Source organism: Planktothricoides raciborskii GIHE-MW2 (assembly GCF_040564635.1).
GTDB classification, from domain to species: domain Bacteria; phylum Cyanobacteriota; class Cyanobacteriia; order Cyanobacteriales; family Laspinemataceae; genus Planktothricoides; species Planktothricoides raciborskii.
Map to the genome: position 1 here is coordinate 2,177,169 of NZ_CP159837.1, position 17,056 is coordinate 2,194,224.

The 17,056-nt window shown below is 43.5% G+C and carries 10 protein-coding genes and 2 pseudogenes; 7 read left to right on the top strand and 5 right to left on the bottom strand.

What is annotated here, in order from left to right:
- Positions 1 to 63 precede the first annotated feature (63 nt).
- Positions 64 to 3,111 carry a DNA phosphorothioation-associated putative methyltransferase gene (locus tag ABWT76_RS09175; RefSeq protein WP_354635986.1) on the top strand — a complete coding sequence of 1,016 codons (3,048 nt, stop codon included), beginning with the start codon at positions 64 to 66 and terminating at the stop codon, positions 3,109 to 3,111.
- A 367-nt stretch (positions 3,112 to 3,478) separates the two neighbouring features.
- On the opposite strand, the gene ABWT76_RS09180 is transcribed toward ABWT76_RS09175, so the two are convergent.
- Together ABWT76_RS09180 and pyrE are read right to left on the bottom strand one after the other, a co-directional pair.
- Positions 3,479 to 4,780: a DNA modification methylase gene (locus tag ABWT76_RS09180; protein ID WP_054465661.1), complete on the bottom strand. Its 1,302-nt coding sequence runs from the start codon at positions 4,778 to 4,780 to the stop codon at positions 3,479 to 3,481.
- A gap of 89 nt (positions 4,781 to 4,869) precedes the next feature.
- Positions 4,870 to 5,469, bottom strand: a complete 600-nt coding sequence (pyrE, locus tag ABWT76_RS09185; RefSeq protein WP_054465662.1) for an orotate phosphoribosyltransferase — start codon at positions 5,467 to 5,469, stop codon at positions 4,870 to 4,872.
- A 149-nt stretch (positions 5,470 to 5,618) separates the two neighbouring features.
- Between pyrE and ABWT76_RS09190 the strand changes: the two genes are divergently transcribed.
- Positions 5,619 to 5,987 (top strand): hypothetical protein, encoded by a 369-nt coding sequence (locus ABWT76_RS09190; RefSeq protein ID WP_054465663.1) that lies wholly within the window; start codon positions 5,619 to 5,621, stop codon positions 5,985 to 5,987.
- A 301-nt stretch (positions 5,988 to 6,288) separates the two neighbouring features.
- Here ABWT76_RS09190 and ABWT76_RS09195 read toward each other — a convergent pair whose 3' ends face one another.
- Entirely contained in the window at positions 6,289 to 7,443 is a 1,155-nt protein-coding gene (locus ABWT76_RS09195; protein WP_354635987.1) for a tRNA (guanine-N1)-methyltransferase, read from the bottom strand.
- A gap of 435 nt (positions 7,444 to 7,878) precedes the next feature.
- On the opposite strand from ABWT76_RS09195, the pseudogene ABWT76_RS09200 reads away from it, so the two are divergent.
- From ABWT76_RS09200 to ABWT76_RS09215, 5 genes and pseudogenes are all read left to right on the top strand, one after another.
- Positions 7,879 to 10,800, top strand: a pseudogene (locus ABWT76_RS09200) (UvrD-helicase domain-containing protein); the annotation flags it as partial.
- 102 nt (positions 10,801 to 10,902) lie between these two features.
- Positions 10,903 to 11,040, top strand: a pseudogene (locus tag ABWT76_RS30660) (hypothetical protein); the annotation flags it as partial.
- 72 nt (positions 11,041 to 11,112) lie between these two features.
- The gene (locus tag ABWT76_RS09205) at positions 11,113 to 11,550 is read left to right on the top strand and encodes a hypothetical protein (RefSeq protein ID WP_054465667.1); all 438 of its coding nucleotides are present in this window, start codon (positions 11,113 to 11,115) and stop codon (positions 11,548 to 11,550) included.
- The gene (locus tag ABWT76_RS09210; RefSeq protein ID WP_354635988.1) at positions 11,523 to 11,717 is read left to right on the top strand and encodes a hypothetical protein; all 195 of its coding nucleotides are present in this window, start codon (positions 11,523 to 11,525) and stop codon (positions 11,715 to 11,717) included. Before ABWT76_RS09205 ends, ABWT76_RS09210 begins: the two co-directional genes overlap by 28 nt.
- A 10-nt stretch (positions 11,718 to 11,727) precedes the next feature.
- On the top strand, positions 11,728 to 12,765 hold the full coding sequence (locus tag ABWT76_RS09215) for a WD40 repeat domain-containing protein (RefSeq protein WP_354635989.1): 1,038 nt from the start codon (positions 11,728 to 11,730) through the stop codon (positions 12,763 to 12,765).
- A gap of 483 nt (positions 12,766 to 13,248) precedes the next feature.
- Here the strand turns inward: ABWT76_RS09215 and ABWT76_RS09220 are convergent, their stop codons facing one another.
- Together ABWT76_RS09220 and ABWT76_RS09225 are read right to left on the bottom strand one after the other, a co-directional pair.
- Entirely contained in the window at positions 13,249 to 15,141 is a 1,893-nt protein-coding gene (locus ABWT76_RS09220; RefSeq protein WP_354635990.1) for a pentapeptide repeat-containing protein, read from the bottom strand.
- Positions 15,142 to 15,346: 205 nt separating this feature from the next.
- On the bottom strand, positions 15,347 to 16,630 hold the full coding sequence (locus ABWT76_RS09225; protein ID WP_354635991.1) for an FGGY-family carbohydrate kinase: 1,284 nt from the start codon (positions 16,628 to 16,630) through the stop codon (positions 15,347 to 15,349).
- Positions 16,631 to 17,056 lie beyond the last annotated feature (426 nt).

Genomic DNA, 17,056 nt, shown 5'->3' on the forward strand with positions numbered 1-17,056 from the left:
GAACATAATTAATTGCACTTTTCGTTCCCCACCGATAGACTGTGGATTCCCGCATTCGCGGGAATGACAGTTTTTCTTCTCATGGGGTCTACGGTGCATTTATTTCTGCTCGTAAACTTATCACAGTCATCTATCACACCCATTCATTGCCCTATGGTTGCCCCAAATTCCTCACCCCTACCTCGTCCTCTGGGTTTAGCGGTTGCCGGGGGACTGTTGCCCCCAGAAACCCCAATTCTCGATTATGCTACTGCCGAATTACGTCATCCAGCAGATATCGTCTATTTTGGTTATCTGCTGAATTCCTTAAATTCTGCCGCAAAACGCCAAAAAGCTTTGGTCAATGCGTGGCAATTAACCCAGGATATTTTAATTGTTGCCGCTGAAGTCATGTTAAAAGAACGCGGGGAAAAATATCTGGCTTACGGTGGGGAAAAACCCCGCGAACTTAACCCAAATTATCATTACTATCAGCCCGTAGAACTGAAACATTATATTGAACAAACCCTAGGGGTTGAAGCCACTCCTTTATCCCTAGGAGTTTATGCGGTATTTAGAAATAGCGATCGCCGAGAAATATTCTCCCAGTCTGTTTGGCGATCGCCTCTCACTCCTCCCAAAATAAAACCGGGAATTTCCGGCTTTAAAGACCATGCAGAAATACTCCAACCCTTAATTGATTTTTACTTAAACCGGGGACGATTACCCCTCAGCCAAGAATTGCCCACAGAACCAGCCTTAATTAATCAATTTGGCAGTATAACCGATGCTTTTGCCGCTATTTTAGCCGCCACCGATGCCTCGGACTGGCAAAAAATTACCAGCCAACGCAGCCAAGACTTATTAATTTATCTGGCCAGCGACTTTCTCATCAAAGAAAAAGCCGATGAAAAAGCCGATAATCTGCCGATTAAACTGGTGGCAAAACTCACCAATTACCCCAGATTAATCGCTAATGATATTATTACATTTTTTCTCGACTTTGACAAGGCCATAGCGGAAATTAATCAACTGATTCACGATTTAAAAGAACCGCGATCGCTTATCAATGCTTGCCAAACCAGTGGATTAGGCAAAATAGGCAAAAAATTACCCACTGCCTTATATATTCATACTACCGCCCTGCATCAACTTAACCCGATTTTGCGACTTTATGAAGCCCAAGTGCGGCGGCAAATTGGCCAAATTGATGGGGCAACTTTAATCAAATTTAACTTAGATGAACCGAAAATATCTTACTTATTTTATCCCGACTTTGACACCGACCCGCATCCGCCCTTAAAAGCAAGCTTGCAAGTAAATTTACCGGATTTTGCTCTAACTTATTTAGATTATCAAGCCATTGAAAACCCGCCCATTTTGCATCGAAAAGAAACCTTTGTCACTCCAGAATATCCTCTTTATCGAGTATTTGCCCAACTCACCAAACAAGAAGAAAGATTAGGATTACTTAGTAGTCCCAAAATTGGCACCCAAAAAGGTTGGCAGCGGTGTTTACAAACTTATGGGGTGAAAATATCCGGTCATCAGGTAATACATTGCCCGGAAATAAAAGATACTTTACCCAGTATTATTCCCAAAATTGAACGGCATCGAGCGGCTATTGTGCGCCGTGACTTTTCTCGACCGATGCGATTAGCATTAGACGCGGGAATATTCACCCCAAAAACCACATTTTTTGATTATGGTTGTGGTTATGGTGGGGATATTGAACGCATCCAAGCGCAAGGCTATTTTAGTCAGGGTTGGGATCCGTATTATCGCCCCGATAATGCTTTTATTTCAGCGGATGTAGTAAACTTAGGTTATGTAATTAATGTGATTGAAGACCCCGCAGAACGGAGAGAAGCTTTAATCAATGCGTGGCAGTTGACCCAAAAGGTTTTAATTGTTTCTTCTTTGGTCTTAATTGACGATCGCGAACGGGGTCAGGTGGTCTATGGAGATGGGGTGATTACTCGTCGGAATACTTTCCAAAAATATTATGAGCAAGAAGAGTTAAAATTTTATATTGAACAAGTGCTAAATGCGGAAGCAATTCCCGCAGCTTTGGGGATTTATTTTGTGTTTCGTGACCCAGAAATGGCGCAACGAATTCGCGCTTATCGGTTTCGCAGTCGCACCACTACTCCGCGAATTTCTGCCTATTTGCGAAAGTTTGCGGACTATCAAGAAATGTTGCAACCTTTGATGGCTTTTGTGAGCGATCGCGGTAGGTTGCCAGTCAAAGGAGAGTTGCCAGAAGAAGCAGAAATTCTGGGAGTTTTTGGCACCCTACGGCGGGCATTTCAAATCATTATTCAAGCGACCAATTCAGCGGAATGGGATGCGATCGCGGAAAAACGCCGCAAAGATTTATTAACCTATTTAGCGGTAAGTAATTTTGGCAAAACCCAGAAATTTAATCAGTTTAATCCAGAAATTCAGGATGATATTAAATACTTCTTCGTATCTTATGCCAATGCTAAGGCGATCGCCGAACATATCATCTATAGTTTAAATGATATCAACCTAGTGCGTCAATGTTGCCAAAATAGTCAACTTGGCTATATTTCGGGCAATGGTTTTTATGTTCATATTAGTGCGATCGAGCAGTTAGAACCATTGCTGAGAATTTATGAAGGATTAGTCAGTCGGGTAATTGGTCGCATGGATGAAGCAACGGTGGTTAAATTTCATCTACATAGTTCCAAAATATCCTACTTATTTTATCCAGACTTTGACGAAAATCCTCATCCTATTTTACACCGACGGATGAAAATTAATTTAAAAAATTTAGAAGTGACTCACTATGATTATGAACATTTACCAAACCCTCTGATTCTAACGCGGAAAGATCGGTTAGTTTCCGCTGATTATCCCCTGTATGAGAAATTTAGATCCCTAACTCAACAAGAGGAAAACCGGGGACTGTTAGAGAATTCTGATCTAATGTATAAACGCCAACATTGGCAGAATATTCTGGAAAAAAATTGTGCGGAAATTCGCAAACATCGGGTATATTGGCGTCAAGATGCTGACCCGTATCAGGTGAAACTTTTAAAATCTCAGCAAAAAGCAAGGCAGCGAAAAAATCAGTCAATGAAATCAATAGAAAATAAAATTGACTGAGGGCGAAGCATTGGCGTATATATATTGTGGTTTCAAGCTTCAGATATCGGCGCCAATGCTTCGCCCCTACAATTTTGCTGGGTAAGGGCGAAGCATTGGCGTATATATATTGTGGTTTCAAGCTTCAGATATCGGCGCCAATGCTTCGCCCCTACAATTTTGCTGGGTAAGGGCGAAGCATTGGCGTATATATATTGTGGTTTCAAGCTTCAGATATCGGCGCCAATGCTTCGCCCCTACAATTTTGCTGGGTAAGGGCGAAGCATTGGCGTATATATATTGTGGTTTCAAGCTTCAGATATCGGCGCCAATGCTTCGCCCCTACAAGCTGTTTACTGATTTGAACAAATTGTTATTTTATATAACATTAACTTTGCACCCAAAGCCGTCCTTCATGCAGGGGAAACGAATGCTTACGATTACGCCATTTAATATTGCGATCGCGCGTCTTTTCAAACCGATAAGACTGAAAACCTGCCGCCAAAGCCAATTGACCCAGCCACCGTTCCACTGGGACATAAACCCCATAAGGTGCTGAGTCACCCACCACAAAACAGATCCGGCAAGGACTGGCGGTGACAAGCCTTAACGTATGCCAAACTTTAGCTAAATCACTAAAATAAGCCGCTATCATCAGATGATAAGGCTTTTTTCCCCCGTGATTTGCGCGTTCTGCCGCCAATTGTTCACAAATTGGCCCCATTTCATCAAGCAACGGTACAAGGTTAAGATCGGCCAGTAAATCATCTAACTGTTCGCGATCGCCTGCAATATGTTGAGTACAAGATCGAACTAAATATTTTCTCACCGTTTGTTGCAGGTCTTTCCATCGCTCAACTTCCCCCCAAAATGACATTTCCAAACGGGTAGCATCCGCATAATCATAATTATTAGTATAAGGAGGAGAAGTCAGGACAAAATTTGCCCAGCCATTCGGAATAGAGGGACAAAATCTGGCATCTTCTTGATACAATTGTGCGGCGACATTTGCCGGATGCCCCTGAGTTTGCCCCATATCGATCGCCATATTTTGAATTTGTTTTTTGTATGCAACCAGCGGATCTAAAGATTTGGCCTTTTTTTGATTTGGTAATACATATTGCCAAGTGGCAGTTCCCACGGGGGAAGAGACTCGCAGAATTGCGGTAATCGCTAACCAGTGTAATTCGGAGATGGGACTGCCATCAGCCAGATGCTGCCACGCTTGTTTCAAAGCATCTAATTGAATTAAAATATCAGGGGGATAACACTTTTGAATCAGCGGCGGATAGTTAAAGGAAGAACCGGGTAATTTTTGGGCAAGAGACTGTATTTTTTTTCCGGTTTCTAGAAATTGTTCTACTGACTCTACATAAGCCAGTTTTGCCCGAGCAATTTTGGCAACAAATGGATGGGCTTCCACTCCCAACGAGGCAACACCGCAGCGTTTTCCGACAATTAAAGTTGTCCCAGAACCGGCAAAAGGATCGAGTAATTTCACCTCACCTTGTTGCAAGGCAATGTTAATTTCTTGCTCAACCCATTGAGCCGAAAAACCCGCTGAATAGCGAAACCATCGGTGAACCGGCAAACTCATATTATCTACAAAGGAGGAACTCCGTTCATGGATGGCCGGATTTGTCGATTCTGGGAATACTTCTGGAAATAGAGATAATTGTTGCCCATGCATGAAGATAATCCTCTTTTAAAAGGAGTAAAGTAAGTAGGGTGGGCAATATTTTGTTCAAATTGCCCACCCTAAGATTAGCTAAGATTAGCTTAATTCTCGGAAATTTGCCGCCAACGTTCTTGAATTTCCGTAATCGTAAATACCGCTTGAAACTTTAACCCTTCTTGTTGATATAACTCGGCCCCTCCTTGCAGTCGATCCACCAAAGAAATCACGCGATCGACTTGATAACCGGCTTCTTTCAGACGATTAACGGCTTTCATAGCGGAGGCGCCGGTAGTGACCACATCCTCTAAAACCACAATTTTTGCCCCTGGTTCTGGGGTTGGGCCTTCGATATAGGCCATTGTGCCATGTCCTTTGGCTTCTTTGCGGATAATTAAGGCGGGAATTGGCCGTTTTTCCAAGGCAGAAACGATACTCACCGCCGAGACGATCGGATCGGCCCCCAGGGTGAGCCCCGCGATCGCCTGGGTATCCGTGGGCAACATAGCGAACAATACCCGACCTGTGGCTAAGGCCCCTTCCGGGTGCAGTGTCACCAGTTTACCGTTGATATAGTAACGGCTGGGTTGTCCTGAAGAGAGGACAAAGTCTCCTTCTTTATAGGCATATTGGCAAATTAAATCAAGCAATGCAGCGCGAACTTGATTTAACTCAGTGGATGGGGTGTCGGTAGAATAAGTCATCTGTCTGATAAGTCTGATAATTTGAGTCTAAAGCTAAGGCTTTATTATAGGTTAGCAGGGGTTGACGGCTTGATTAATTTTTCCCCCACGAGAAAAACCCACTTCGGGATTTTTTCCGCTAGTATCGAGAAAAACATGGGTGTGAAATTATGCAAATTCACTGGAAAAGTTGCCTAGGTGCCTTATGCGTCTTAAGTGCCGCGACAATGTTAATGCCTACAGAGGCGATCGCCCAATCAAATTCTCCCAACAGAAAGGTTCGTTCGATTCCTGACGCCTTTGAAAGTTCATTCTACGGTTTCCGAGGGCGCTATGGTTTTAGAACCTCGATCTTTGGGGAAGTTGCCCAACGATTTTTTTTCTATCCTGATAACTCTATTGTTGGGGATAGCAACCGGGTCGCGGATACTTACAGAGAGGTGATGGATGTGCAAACCATGAGCGATCCGTTCATTCGTACCCCGGATCTAGAGAGTCCCTTTAATCGTTCTTTGTTAACCGATCCACCGACTCGATAGCTGTAACCCCAGGGCGAAGCATTACCGCAGTAAATTTAGGATTTTCACCAATAACTTATATGCGGTAATGCTTCGCCCTTACCGAATTATATTTACACAAAAAACCTGAAAAAATAACCACAAATATCCGTAGGGGCGAAGCATTGCCGCAGTAAATTTAGGATTTTCACCAATAACTTATATGCGGCAATGCTTCGCCATTACTGGTTTTTTTTAACATAAAAACGCTGTAAATCAACATATTTTATATGGTTTAAACATATAAAAATCAATAAAAAATAAAAACATAAAAAACATTTAATTAATCTTTTTGACAGTCACGAGCAATTTCAATACAAGTGGTTAAATTGGCATCAGTTTTAATCCCTTCAGGATTAATATGAGTGGCAGTGGCTTGATACCCTTGTTGTTGCAAACCTTGGATTAGTCGATCGCGTTTGGGAATATCCATTTTTCCCCTGCGACCAATTTCCCCCAGGGTGTAAAAATAAGGAGGTAATTCTGCTTCTTCCATCAGAATTTTTAATAATTCAATTCGCTTTAACCAGTGGTTTTCTTGGGCTGTTGCTTGGGCTGTTGCTTGGGCTTTTTCTTGGGCTAAAGCCTGCATTTTTAATAAAAAGGGGCGATCGTGCAACGACCCCAACCATATTGGCCCACTTAGGGTCAGGGGTTCGCCGTCATGGGGACAAGTGACCCGCCCTAATTGTCGCCAGGTGACGGTTTGATAGTCGCCGCAGTGGTGACAATAACCCAGAAATCCGTAGTTTTCGGGGGTCAAAGACTCTGAGGGCAGTAACCGCAGCATCACCCGATAGGTTTGACCGGCAAACAGGGCAAATATCGGCTGAATGCCCAATCCTTTGGTCGCCGCTTGTTGTAAGGTACTGCCAATGAGTAGACGTAAAGCTTGTTCTTGGGCGGCTGGGTGCGATCGCGCACAGGCGCCGTAAACCCGAACGCTTTTTTCTGGTAAATGCCCGGTGGCTGTGCGTCCGTCCGTACTGGTGATATAAAGTAATCCGTTAATCTTGGTGGCCCATAAGCTGGTACTGAGGTAGGGAACCGCTGACCCAAAGCAGTCTACGTCTACTACATCGTAATAGTTACTTTGATTGTAGCAGTCAAAAAATACCCGGTTGGCGTCGAGGTGGGTCAGTTGACAGGCTCCTTGAGCGATCGCCTCATAGAGATTTTCCCGCAAAATGTCGCTATTGTCTGGGTTTCCTTCGTTAGCCCAGATACTATCTGCCCCACTTTCCAACCAATAACGGAGCGATCGCACCCCACAACCGGCCATTGCATCCAATACCCGTAAACTGCCCGTATCTTGGCGATAAATTTTGGCGGCTAAAACCCCTAAATCTCGCACAACTTGGGACGCGGAACGATAGAAAGTATGGCCTACTTGAAAACGGGCTTTCCCTTCTGTTTGCCATGTATAATCTTGGCTCAATTTGCACCAACAGTAAAAAGACAACGCCTTATTGTAGCGAATTGTAGCGAAAAATCCGCTGACTGGGGCGGCGGAATTTGGTGCTAAGATAAAAGCAGCAAATAATTTTGCTGAATATTGAGATGATCCAAACCATTAAAAATACCAAAGTTGAATAAATTCCGGTAATCATTGTTTGCCAAGTAAATGTCACCGATTTGATGTTTTGAAAACAGATCGGTGCGTTACGGCGGGAATAAAAAACACTGATGGTTTAGAGAGAAATTTGCCCCGCCTTTAGCGTAGCCATGCCGAAGGCTATACGCACCCTAATATTGATGATTTGCTATTTGAAATTCCAGATACTCGCTTTCTTAAGAATTTATCTGTGATTAAATCCCTATTAGGGATTAAAATCATATCTATGCTCTATAAATAGCTTCTGTATTTCCACTTATGACCAACCAGACTACTGATTTTCTCAGCCAACTCAACCCTAGTCAACGTAAGGCGGCAGAACATTTCTGCGGCCCCCTTTTAGTGGTGGCCGGGGCGGGTTCCGGCAAAACTCGGGCTTTGACTTATCGCATTGCTAATTTGATTCAGAATGAGGGAGTGAACCCGGAAAATATTCTGGCAGTGACATTTACCAATAAAGCCGCAAAAGAGATGAAAGAACGTCTCGATCGCCTCTTTGGGGACGCTACCTCAATGGAAAAATATGGCAAGCCCTACAGTGTCCTAGAACCCCCGTTACAAACCCAAGTGCGATCGCGGGTGTGGAAACGCTACATTAAACCCTTATGGATTGGCACTTTTCATAGCCTTTGCGCCCGAATTTTGCGCTTTGATATCGACAAATATCAAGACGAAAGTGGTCGCCAGTGGGACCGTAAGTTTTCCATTTGTGACGAGTCGGACACCCAAAGTCTGGTCAAAGAAATTGTCACCAAACAGTTAAATTTGGATAACAAGAAATTTGAACCGCGCAAAGTCCGCTACGCTATCAGCAATGCCAAAAATAAAGGCTGGTCGCCTCGCGCTTTAGAAATGGACGACCCGACTAATTATTATAATCGGACGATCGCCGATGTTTATCGCCATTACCAAAATGCTTTGGCTGCCAATAACGCCTTAGATTTTGATGATTTAATTCGGATTCCAGTAGAATTGTTTCGGCAAAATGAGCAAGTTTTAGACTATTGGCATCGGCAATTTCATCATATTTTAGTAGACGAATACCAAGATACTAACCGTACGCAATATGAATTGATTCGCCTCTTAGTCACCAACGGCGCTAGTGCCAGGTCTTTTAATAATTGGGAAAATCGCTCCATTTTTGTGGTGGGAGACGTGGATCAATGCCAGCCCCCAGGAAGTTTGGTTTTAACTACTAATGGTTATGTTCCTATCGAGAACTTAGACCCAGAACGCGATCGCCTCGTCAGCTATGACCGGCATATTTTCTCCATTGCTACTCGCCCCGAAGGTTATGCTTTTGATAAAGCCAGCCGAGAATATCATGGCCAATTAATTCAAGTCGAAGCTGGGGGCAAAATGGCCAAAAGTACCCCCAATCATTTATGGCCAATTCGCTGGACTCCCTTCGCCAAAGAAGACGCTTATGTAGTCTATATTATGCGGCGCAAAGATTGGTATCGCATCGCTGGGGGCAAGTTATTTGATGAGAATTTAGAATTTAATCTAACGGAACAAGCCCAACGACAAAAAGCTACAGAAGCATGGATTTTACTGGCAACCGGCGATCGCACCGAAGCCGCCGAAAAAGTCTATTTCCTGGCCAAACAATATGGCATTCCCACCTTAAAGTTTGAACCCAGCGATGACCCAAAAAGTCGCACAGCCGCAGAAATAGAACAGTTTTTTAGTCAGCAAAAGAATTTGCCTCAAAAGGTAGAAAAATGCCTCAATGACTTTGGCCGTTCCTGGGAAGATCCGATTTATAATCGAAAAATTGCCTATAAACTCCAAGGCAAACTAGGCATGACAGAAGTAGCAGCCGCTAATTTAATGCCCAACCTAATGAACGTCGGAGTTTATCAAAACGGTCAGTCAGTTTCTTGGGAAAATTTTCGCACCCAAACCGAAACATATCATGGGCCTGTCTATAGCCTAGATGTGGAAAAACATGAGTTATATTTTACCAATGGCTTGCTTACCCATAACTCTATTTACAGTTTCCGCATGGCAGATTTTACCATCTTATTAGAATTTCAAGAAGATTTTGGGGATGGCTTGGACGATGAGGAAAGTCACACCATGATCAAATTGGAAGAAAACTATCGATCGCGGGAAAATATTCTGGAAGTTGCTAACCAGCTAATTAGTAAGAACACCGAACGCATTGATAAAGTATTACGTCCTACTCGCGGTCAAGGAGATCCTATCTATTGTCACCAGGCTAATGATGACCGGGATGAGGCAGCATTTGTAGTAGATAAAATTCGCAACTTAGAGTCAATTAACCCAGAATTATCCTGGGGTGATATGGCCATTCTTTATCGCACGAATGCCCAGTCTCGACCTTTTGAAGAAGTCCTAGTCAGAAACAATGTGCCCTATCGCATTGTGGGGGGATTAAGATTCTACGATCGCAAAGAAATTAAAGATGCGATCGCCTATTTGCGGCTGCTAGTAAATCCAGCGGATACCATTAGTTTACGGCGGATTATTAACACCCCCAGACGGGGAATTGGTCAAACTACCTTACAACGGCTAGAAGATTTTGCCCAACAACTAGGTGTGCCGCTTTGGGAAATTATCAAAGATGAAACCTCCGTCAAAACCGTGGGGGGAAGAACCGCCAAACCTATTTTAGAATTTGTGGCGACTATCCAGAAATGGCAGCAGGAAATTGAAACCTTACCAGGGTTAGAAATTGTCCAAGGAATTATGAAAGATTCTGGGTACGTTGACGCCTTGAAAATGGAAGGAACCGAAGAAGCAGATAATCGCTTAGAAAATATCAATGAACTGTTTAACGCCGTATTTCAATATGGCGATGAAAATGAGGATCGATCCTTAATCGGATTTTTGGCCAATGCCTCTTTATCCTCTGATTTAGATAACTTAGGAGAAGGGGAATCAGCAGTTTCTTTAATGACCTTACATTCCGCCAAAGGATTAGAATTTCCGGTGGTGTTTATGGTGGGCATGGAAGAAGGAATGTTTCCCCATTTTCGCAGTTTAAATGATGCCAAAGCCTTGGAGGAAGAACGCCGTCTCTGTTATGTGGGCATTACCCGCGCCGAAGAACAGTTATTTTTAACTTATGCCTCTGCCCGGAATTTGTGGGGGTCTTATGAACATACTCGACCTTCGAGATTTTTAGGGGAATTACCTGCTGATTATATTGAAGGCAATGGAGTGGCTAAACGGGTGAAAAAAGGCCGCACTTCTACCCGGACTATTTCTAAAGGTGCCAGTGCTACAGTCAAAGATTGGAAAGTAGGCGATCGCATCTTGCATAATGATTTTGGCTTAGGGGAAATTGCCCTAGTTTCTGGTTCCAAAGACAAGATATTTTTAGCCATTAAATTCGCTCGCGGTGGCCAAAAAATAGTCGATCCCAAAACCGCACCAATTCAGAAATTGTAATTGATAATTGATAATTGATAATTATCAATTACACCCCAACCAACCAACAACCAACAACAAACAACAAAAATTATGGAAAGAGGATTATTGTGGCTGCCATTATTAGGACTATTTATTTGGCTGGCTTGGGCTGGGTGGAATGAGTCCCAAAAAGTCCAAGCTTATCAAGCTTGGGCGGAACAGTTCGATCGCGCCAAATATGATGTTTATGCGGTATTAGGACAAAAAGGGGATCGCATCACTTGGGGCAAACCCACTCGTAAAGGGCCAGTGGACTTGGAAAGTTTCTTTTTCAACCAAGTAAAATCCATTCGGTTATTAGTTAATCATCAGCCGGTAGAAATTCCCGCCGAACCGGAAACGGCAACCACTCCAAAAGGTCAGATTTTCCTAGAATTTGAATTATCAACTGGGGCAACTCAAAAAGTGCCTTTTACCGACTTTTCTCTAGCGGCTAAATGGGCCAAAGTTTTGCATGATTTATGGGTTCACAGAAACCCGGTTTCTTGAAGAAACCGGGTTTCTGGAATCTCGTAGAAGAAACCGGGTTTCTGGAATTTCTTAGAAGAAACCCGGTTTCTCGGTTTCTAGCTTGGACCATTGCTGGAGAAGCTTCAGCCGATCGCCCCCCCTCAAGCGCTATAACTAGAGATGCAGAGTTGATCGATTATTTCTAACCTGACACAGATGAACTTAAAATTATTTTCTGGGAAGTTGTATTCTAGATATTCTGGGAAATTCGCCGCCACGCTTCTCTTGGGGGCGATCGCCACTGTTTCCGCCGTAAATTTACACTTATTTACCACTGCACCCGCCACCCTTGCCCAAAGAAGAGCGCCTGCTGAACTGCTGCGAACCATTGGCGATCAAAGATTTGCCATTTTTGACCTAGAATTCGACCCAGGTAGCCAACGGGTACTCAGTGGCAGCATTGAGGACACGGTGAAATATTGGGGTATCAACACCGGCGACTTAACCTATACTTTGTCGGTACATTTAGCGGACGTAACATCTATAGCTGTTAACAATAGCACCGGCATTTTTGCTAGTGGCAGCGACGATCAGACGGTCAACTTGTGGAACATCAACACGGGGGTATTGCTTTATACCCTTCATGGTCATACGGACAAAGTGAAGTCAGTAGCCATGAGTCCTGATGGCAAAATCGTCGCCAGTGGCAGTTGGGATAAGACGGTGCGACTGTGGAATGCCGGAGATGGCACGCCGAAAGCGACTCTCACGGGGCATGAAGATGGAGTTCATGCGGTGGCATTTAGTCCCAATGGCAATATTGTCGCCAGTGGGGATCTTAAGGGGGTGGTGAAATTATGGAATGTGTCTACAGGTCAAGTCGTGGCAACGATACCAGCGCACAGTGATTGGGTGAGTTCGCTGAAATTTACCCCCAATGGGGAATTTTTAGTCACCGGCAGCTTTGACAAAACGGTGAAAGTCTGGAACGCCCAAACCGGAGAACTGGTGCGGACTCTCAGTGGTCATGCTTTCCCAGTTTACGATATTGCCATTACTCCTGATGGCAAAACGGTGGCCAGTGGTAGCGATGACCGGACGGTGAAACTGTGGGATATTGATACAGGCAGAGAATTGCAAACCCTGACGGGACACGAGAAATCAGTATTCGCGATCGCGATTAGTCCCAATGGGCAATTTCTAGCCAGTGGTGGCAACGACAATGTAATTAAAATTTGGCGACTAGCAAATTAAAATCCCCGTAGACATTAATTGTCGATAAAATAATTCCCTGTAGGGGCGAAGCATTCCGGCGAAAAATCTCGGCTTTAACCAGACAATATCTGCCGGAATGCTTCGCCCTTACCCATGTTTATCGTAATGCCCTGTAGGGGCGAAGCATTCCGGCGAAAAATCTCGGCTTTAACGGGAAAATATCTACCGGAATGCTTCGCCCTTACTAATGTTTATGGTCATGTTTGTAGGGGCGAGGGCCAAGCATGACCGTAAAAAATCTCGGCTTTAAACCAAAAATATCTGCGGTCATGCTTCGCCCCTACAAAAATTTATGGTAATGTTTGTGGTTCATTGGACTTACGCAAGTAATCTATATATAGCGTATTGGTGCGTTACGCTTCGCTAACACACCCTACGGATAGCGTTTATGCGTAAGTCCTGGTTCAGCAAAAAAACTTATGGTGTTTAAACCTTAGCCACCAAACAGACAATTCCTGTCACTTATTCATGGATGCTTCCATCGGGCATAATGGCACCTTTAAATTTGGCATTATATAAATTAGTTCCCCCTAATTTAGCTTCTTTCAGGTTTGCTCCTTCTAAATCAGAATATTGTAAATTTGCCCCGCTCAAATTGGCTGAATTCAAATTAGCTCCACTCAAGTTGGCGTAGGATAGATTAACTCCACAAAGATTTCTTCCCGTAAAGTTTTGACCACTCAGTTTAGTCGAACATAAATTAAATCCAATTAAACTGACGCCCGTTAAATTCGTTTCAATCAGATTAGCACTCTGTAGATTAACTTGAATGATTTTAGCTTCGCTAAGATTTGCACCCATTAGGTTAGCATCATTTAAATTTGTTTCAAGCAAATTTGTTTTGGTCAAATCTGCCTGATTTAAATTAGCAAGAGATAGAGAAGCTTTGCTCAAATTTGCGTGGGAGAGATTAGCTTGTATAAGATTTGTGCTGTTCAACTCTGCATTGGTGAGATTCGCTCGACTTAAGTTAACTTCAATTAAGCAGGCTTGACTGAGATTTGCTGATTTTAGATTAGCTCCTTCTAGGTTAGCGCCATTTAAGGTTAGCCCACTCAAATCAAAACCTGACAGATTATATCCGGCTAGAGAAGCACCTGGTTCAAGGTTATATGCCCCGGTTTTCGCTGCATCAAACCCAGGCGGAAACAAGGTTTTTTCGTGGTAAATTGCCTGTTGTAAATTAGCCCCTTCTAGGTTAGCTTGGGAAATGTCTGCCTCTAAAAGATTTGCCTGAACCAGATTTGCCTGACTTAAATTAACCTTAGCTAATTTTACTTTTCTTAGGTTAGCGCCGCTTAAATTTGCTTCAGTCAAATTGGCCTCAGTGAGATTACCATTTGGCCAATTAATTTGACTTAGATTAGCTTTAATCATTGTGCCATTGGTCAGATTTACACGATCAAATTTCGCTTGATGGAGGTTGGCATTATTTAGATTTACGTTTTCTAGCTTACCATCCGCCAAATTTATCTGAGTCAGGTCTGCTTTTTGTAAGTTAACGTCAATCAAGTTTGTTTGGTACAAGCTTGACTCCGAGAGGTTCGCTTCCCTAAAATTAACACTTCTTAAAATAGCGCTACTTAACCTAGATTTACAGAGATTAGCGCCACTCAGATTTGCCTGACTTAAGTTGGCAGAGTCCAAAGAAGTCTGACTGAGATTCGCTCCACTAAAATTTGCGTGACTCAGATTAGCATAATTCAACCGACTCTGACTTAAATTAGCTTTAGTCAGATTTGCCTCACTCAGATTAGCATACTTCAAAGAAGTATTAGTCAGATTTGCTCGACTCAGGTTGGCTTGAGTTAAATTTATCTTCTCTAAATTTTTACCACTGAGGTCAACTCCGCTCAGGTTAATGCCAATAAAATCTCGTTCTCCTGCTTGATATCGTTGTAAAAATTCCTCTGCACCGATCGCCTCTGCATCTTCTGCTGCTTCTGCCTCATAGATTTTATCCAGTAGCAGCATCATTCTTTCAACTTTAAACTCTTCATCAGTTAATCCGAGATTTAATCCGAGATGATTCGGTTGAACTGGCGAAGTTTCTTGGGTTGTTTCCGCTGTTTCTTTGATTAACAGTATGTAATTACTCGGACTATCTGATTTTGGTGAAGGATTGGTTTCATGCGATCGCACCGGCAAATTTTGTTCTTGCTGAATATTTTTTGGCAAGCGATCGAGATTTTGTGTTTCTGGCAGATTTTGCCCGCGTTCCGTCAAACTGTCTATCTGCCGTTTCAGCCCTGCGACATATTTTTTTAGCAGGACTTGTTGTTGTTCAACCTGTTGCAATATGACCGAGAATTGCGGCGATTTCTGGCGGTTGTTGGGACATGGTTGTTGATGCAAATCACTTCTTTTTTGATTATCTCATGGATTTGGCATTGTCCTACAGCGTTTTTCAGATTACTAAACCACGATCTGGCCCGCGCATTCCGTAGGGGCGAATGGCCATTCGCCCTTGTACGGGCGATTCGCGAATCGCCCCTACGGAAGGCTTCGCCCCTACAAAAATTTGTGGTTTTCTTAACAGAAAATTACTGTAAACATTGCTTCAAAAATTGGGAGAATCTGACTTAGCTAACATGGCACTCCCATAAGCCGCCTCAGTGTGTGGGGAAATCATCACTGGAACTTGCAAATAACGCTGGCGAATCTTTGTCCAAACCGGATTTTTTGCCCCACCTCCAGCAGTATAAACCTGGGTTAAAGAACTTGCCCCAAACTGTTGCAATAATCCATAACCTTTCGCTTCAATTTTCGCCATTGCCTCCAACAAACCATGCAAAAACTCTTGGGATCGATCCGGTCGAGGGTCGAGACGAGGCAATAAATGGGGGTCATTAATGGGAAACCTTTCTCCGGGCGTAATTAACGGGTAATAATCTAAAGGACTGACTTGTTGTGGGTTAATGCGATCGCTCAATTCGGTCAATTGTTCATCGGTAAAAAATTGCCGCAACACCGCCCCACCCGTATTTGAAGCCCCACCCGTTAACCACAAGTTCCCCAACCGATGACTATAAATACCATAGCGGGCATCATCAACACGGGTATAACTTAGCAACTTTAAGACCAAAGTAGAACCGAGAGACGTGACTGCTTGCCCCGGTTGGTTCGCCCCACTCGCCAAAAACGCGGCAATACTATCAGTAGTTCCCGCACAAACTAGGCAATTTTTTGATAAGTTAAATTTCTCAGCTATTTCGGCGGTCACTGCACCAATAGGGCAGCCAGACTGGAGAATTTTAGGTAAATTTGGGGGTACATCAGCAAATATTTGGTTCAAACCCTCTAATAACCATTGGGGATAACAGAGGGTTTCCGGGTCAGCGCCCAGTTTCAGGGTGTTGTGATAGTCGCTAATTCCCAGTTGCCCATGTAGCAAAAAACTCAGCCAGTCCGCTTGATGCAGAAAATATAAATTAGAAAAGTCTAAATGGTTGAGGTTTTTCTGCCACCACAGCAGTTTTGCCAGAGAAGAAGTGGCGCTAATAACAGAATGGTTGGCAGGTGCGATTTCTTTTAAACTCTCTATTACCGCGATCGCCCGGTTATCATTATATAGCAGCGGTTCGGTGACAGGTTCCCCTTGGGAGTCGCACAATAACACCGTAGCGGACGTACCATTAATCAAAATTCGCTGAAGGGAAAGACGAATTTCTGGGGAAATTTGCCCCAACAGGGAAAACAATGCCCTTTGCCACAAAGCGGATAAGGGTTCAGAAACTCCTTGTCCCGACGGAAAAGCATATTCAGCCGCAGCCAAAATCCGATTTTCGTCATCAATGACCGCAGCCCTAGCGCCAGAAGTACCAAAATCTATTCCCAGATACATTGATAAAAATATACAAGTAAAAATATACAAGTAATAAGATAAGCTGGAATAATCGTTAATTTATTTTAGGCGATTTGTCAGTTTCCGGGCTGACGCTTTTAAGCCAATTTTCTCCGCGAGAAAACCACATATATCTGTAGGGGCGAAGCATTCCGTAGGGGCGATTCGCGAATCGCCCCTACAATATTGTACGGGCGAAGCATTCCGGCAGAAGTTTGATGCTGAAAATATTAAATTAAATACCGGAATGCTTCGCCCCTACGGAATGCTTCGCCCTACCGTCGTTCAGTAGGGGCGAAACCGCTGTAAGCCAATTTTTTCAGCTTTTTGGGCTTGGGGGGTGTCAGTCCTCAGTCGATCGCAAGTCACCCATTTTTGATGTTTACACTTCTGTTCCTAATATCTCAATAGCAGTAATATGAGTTT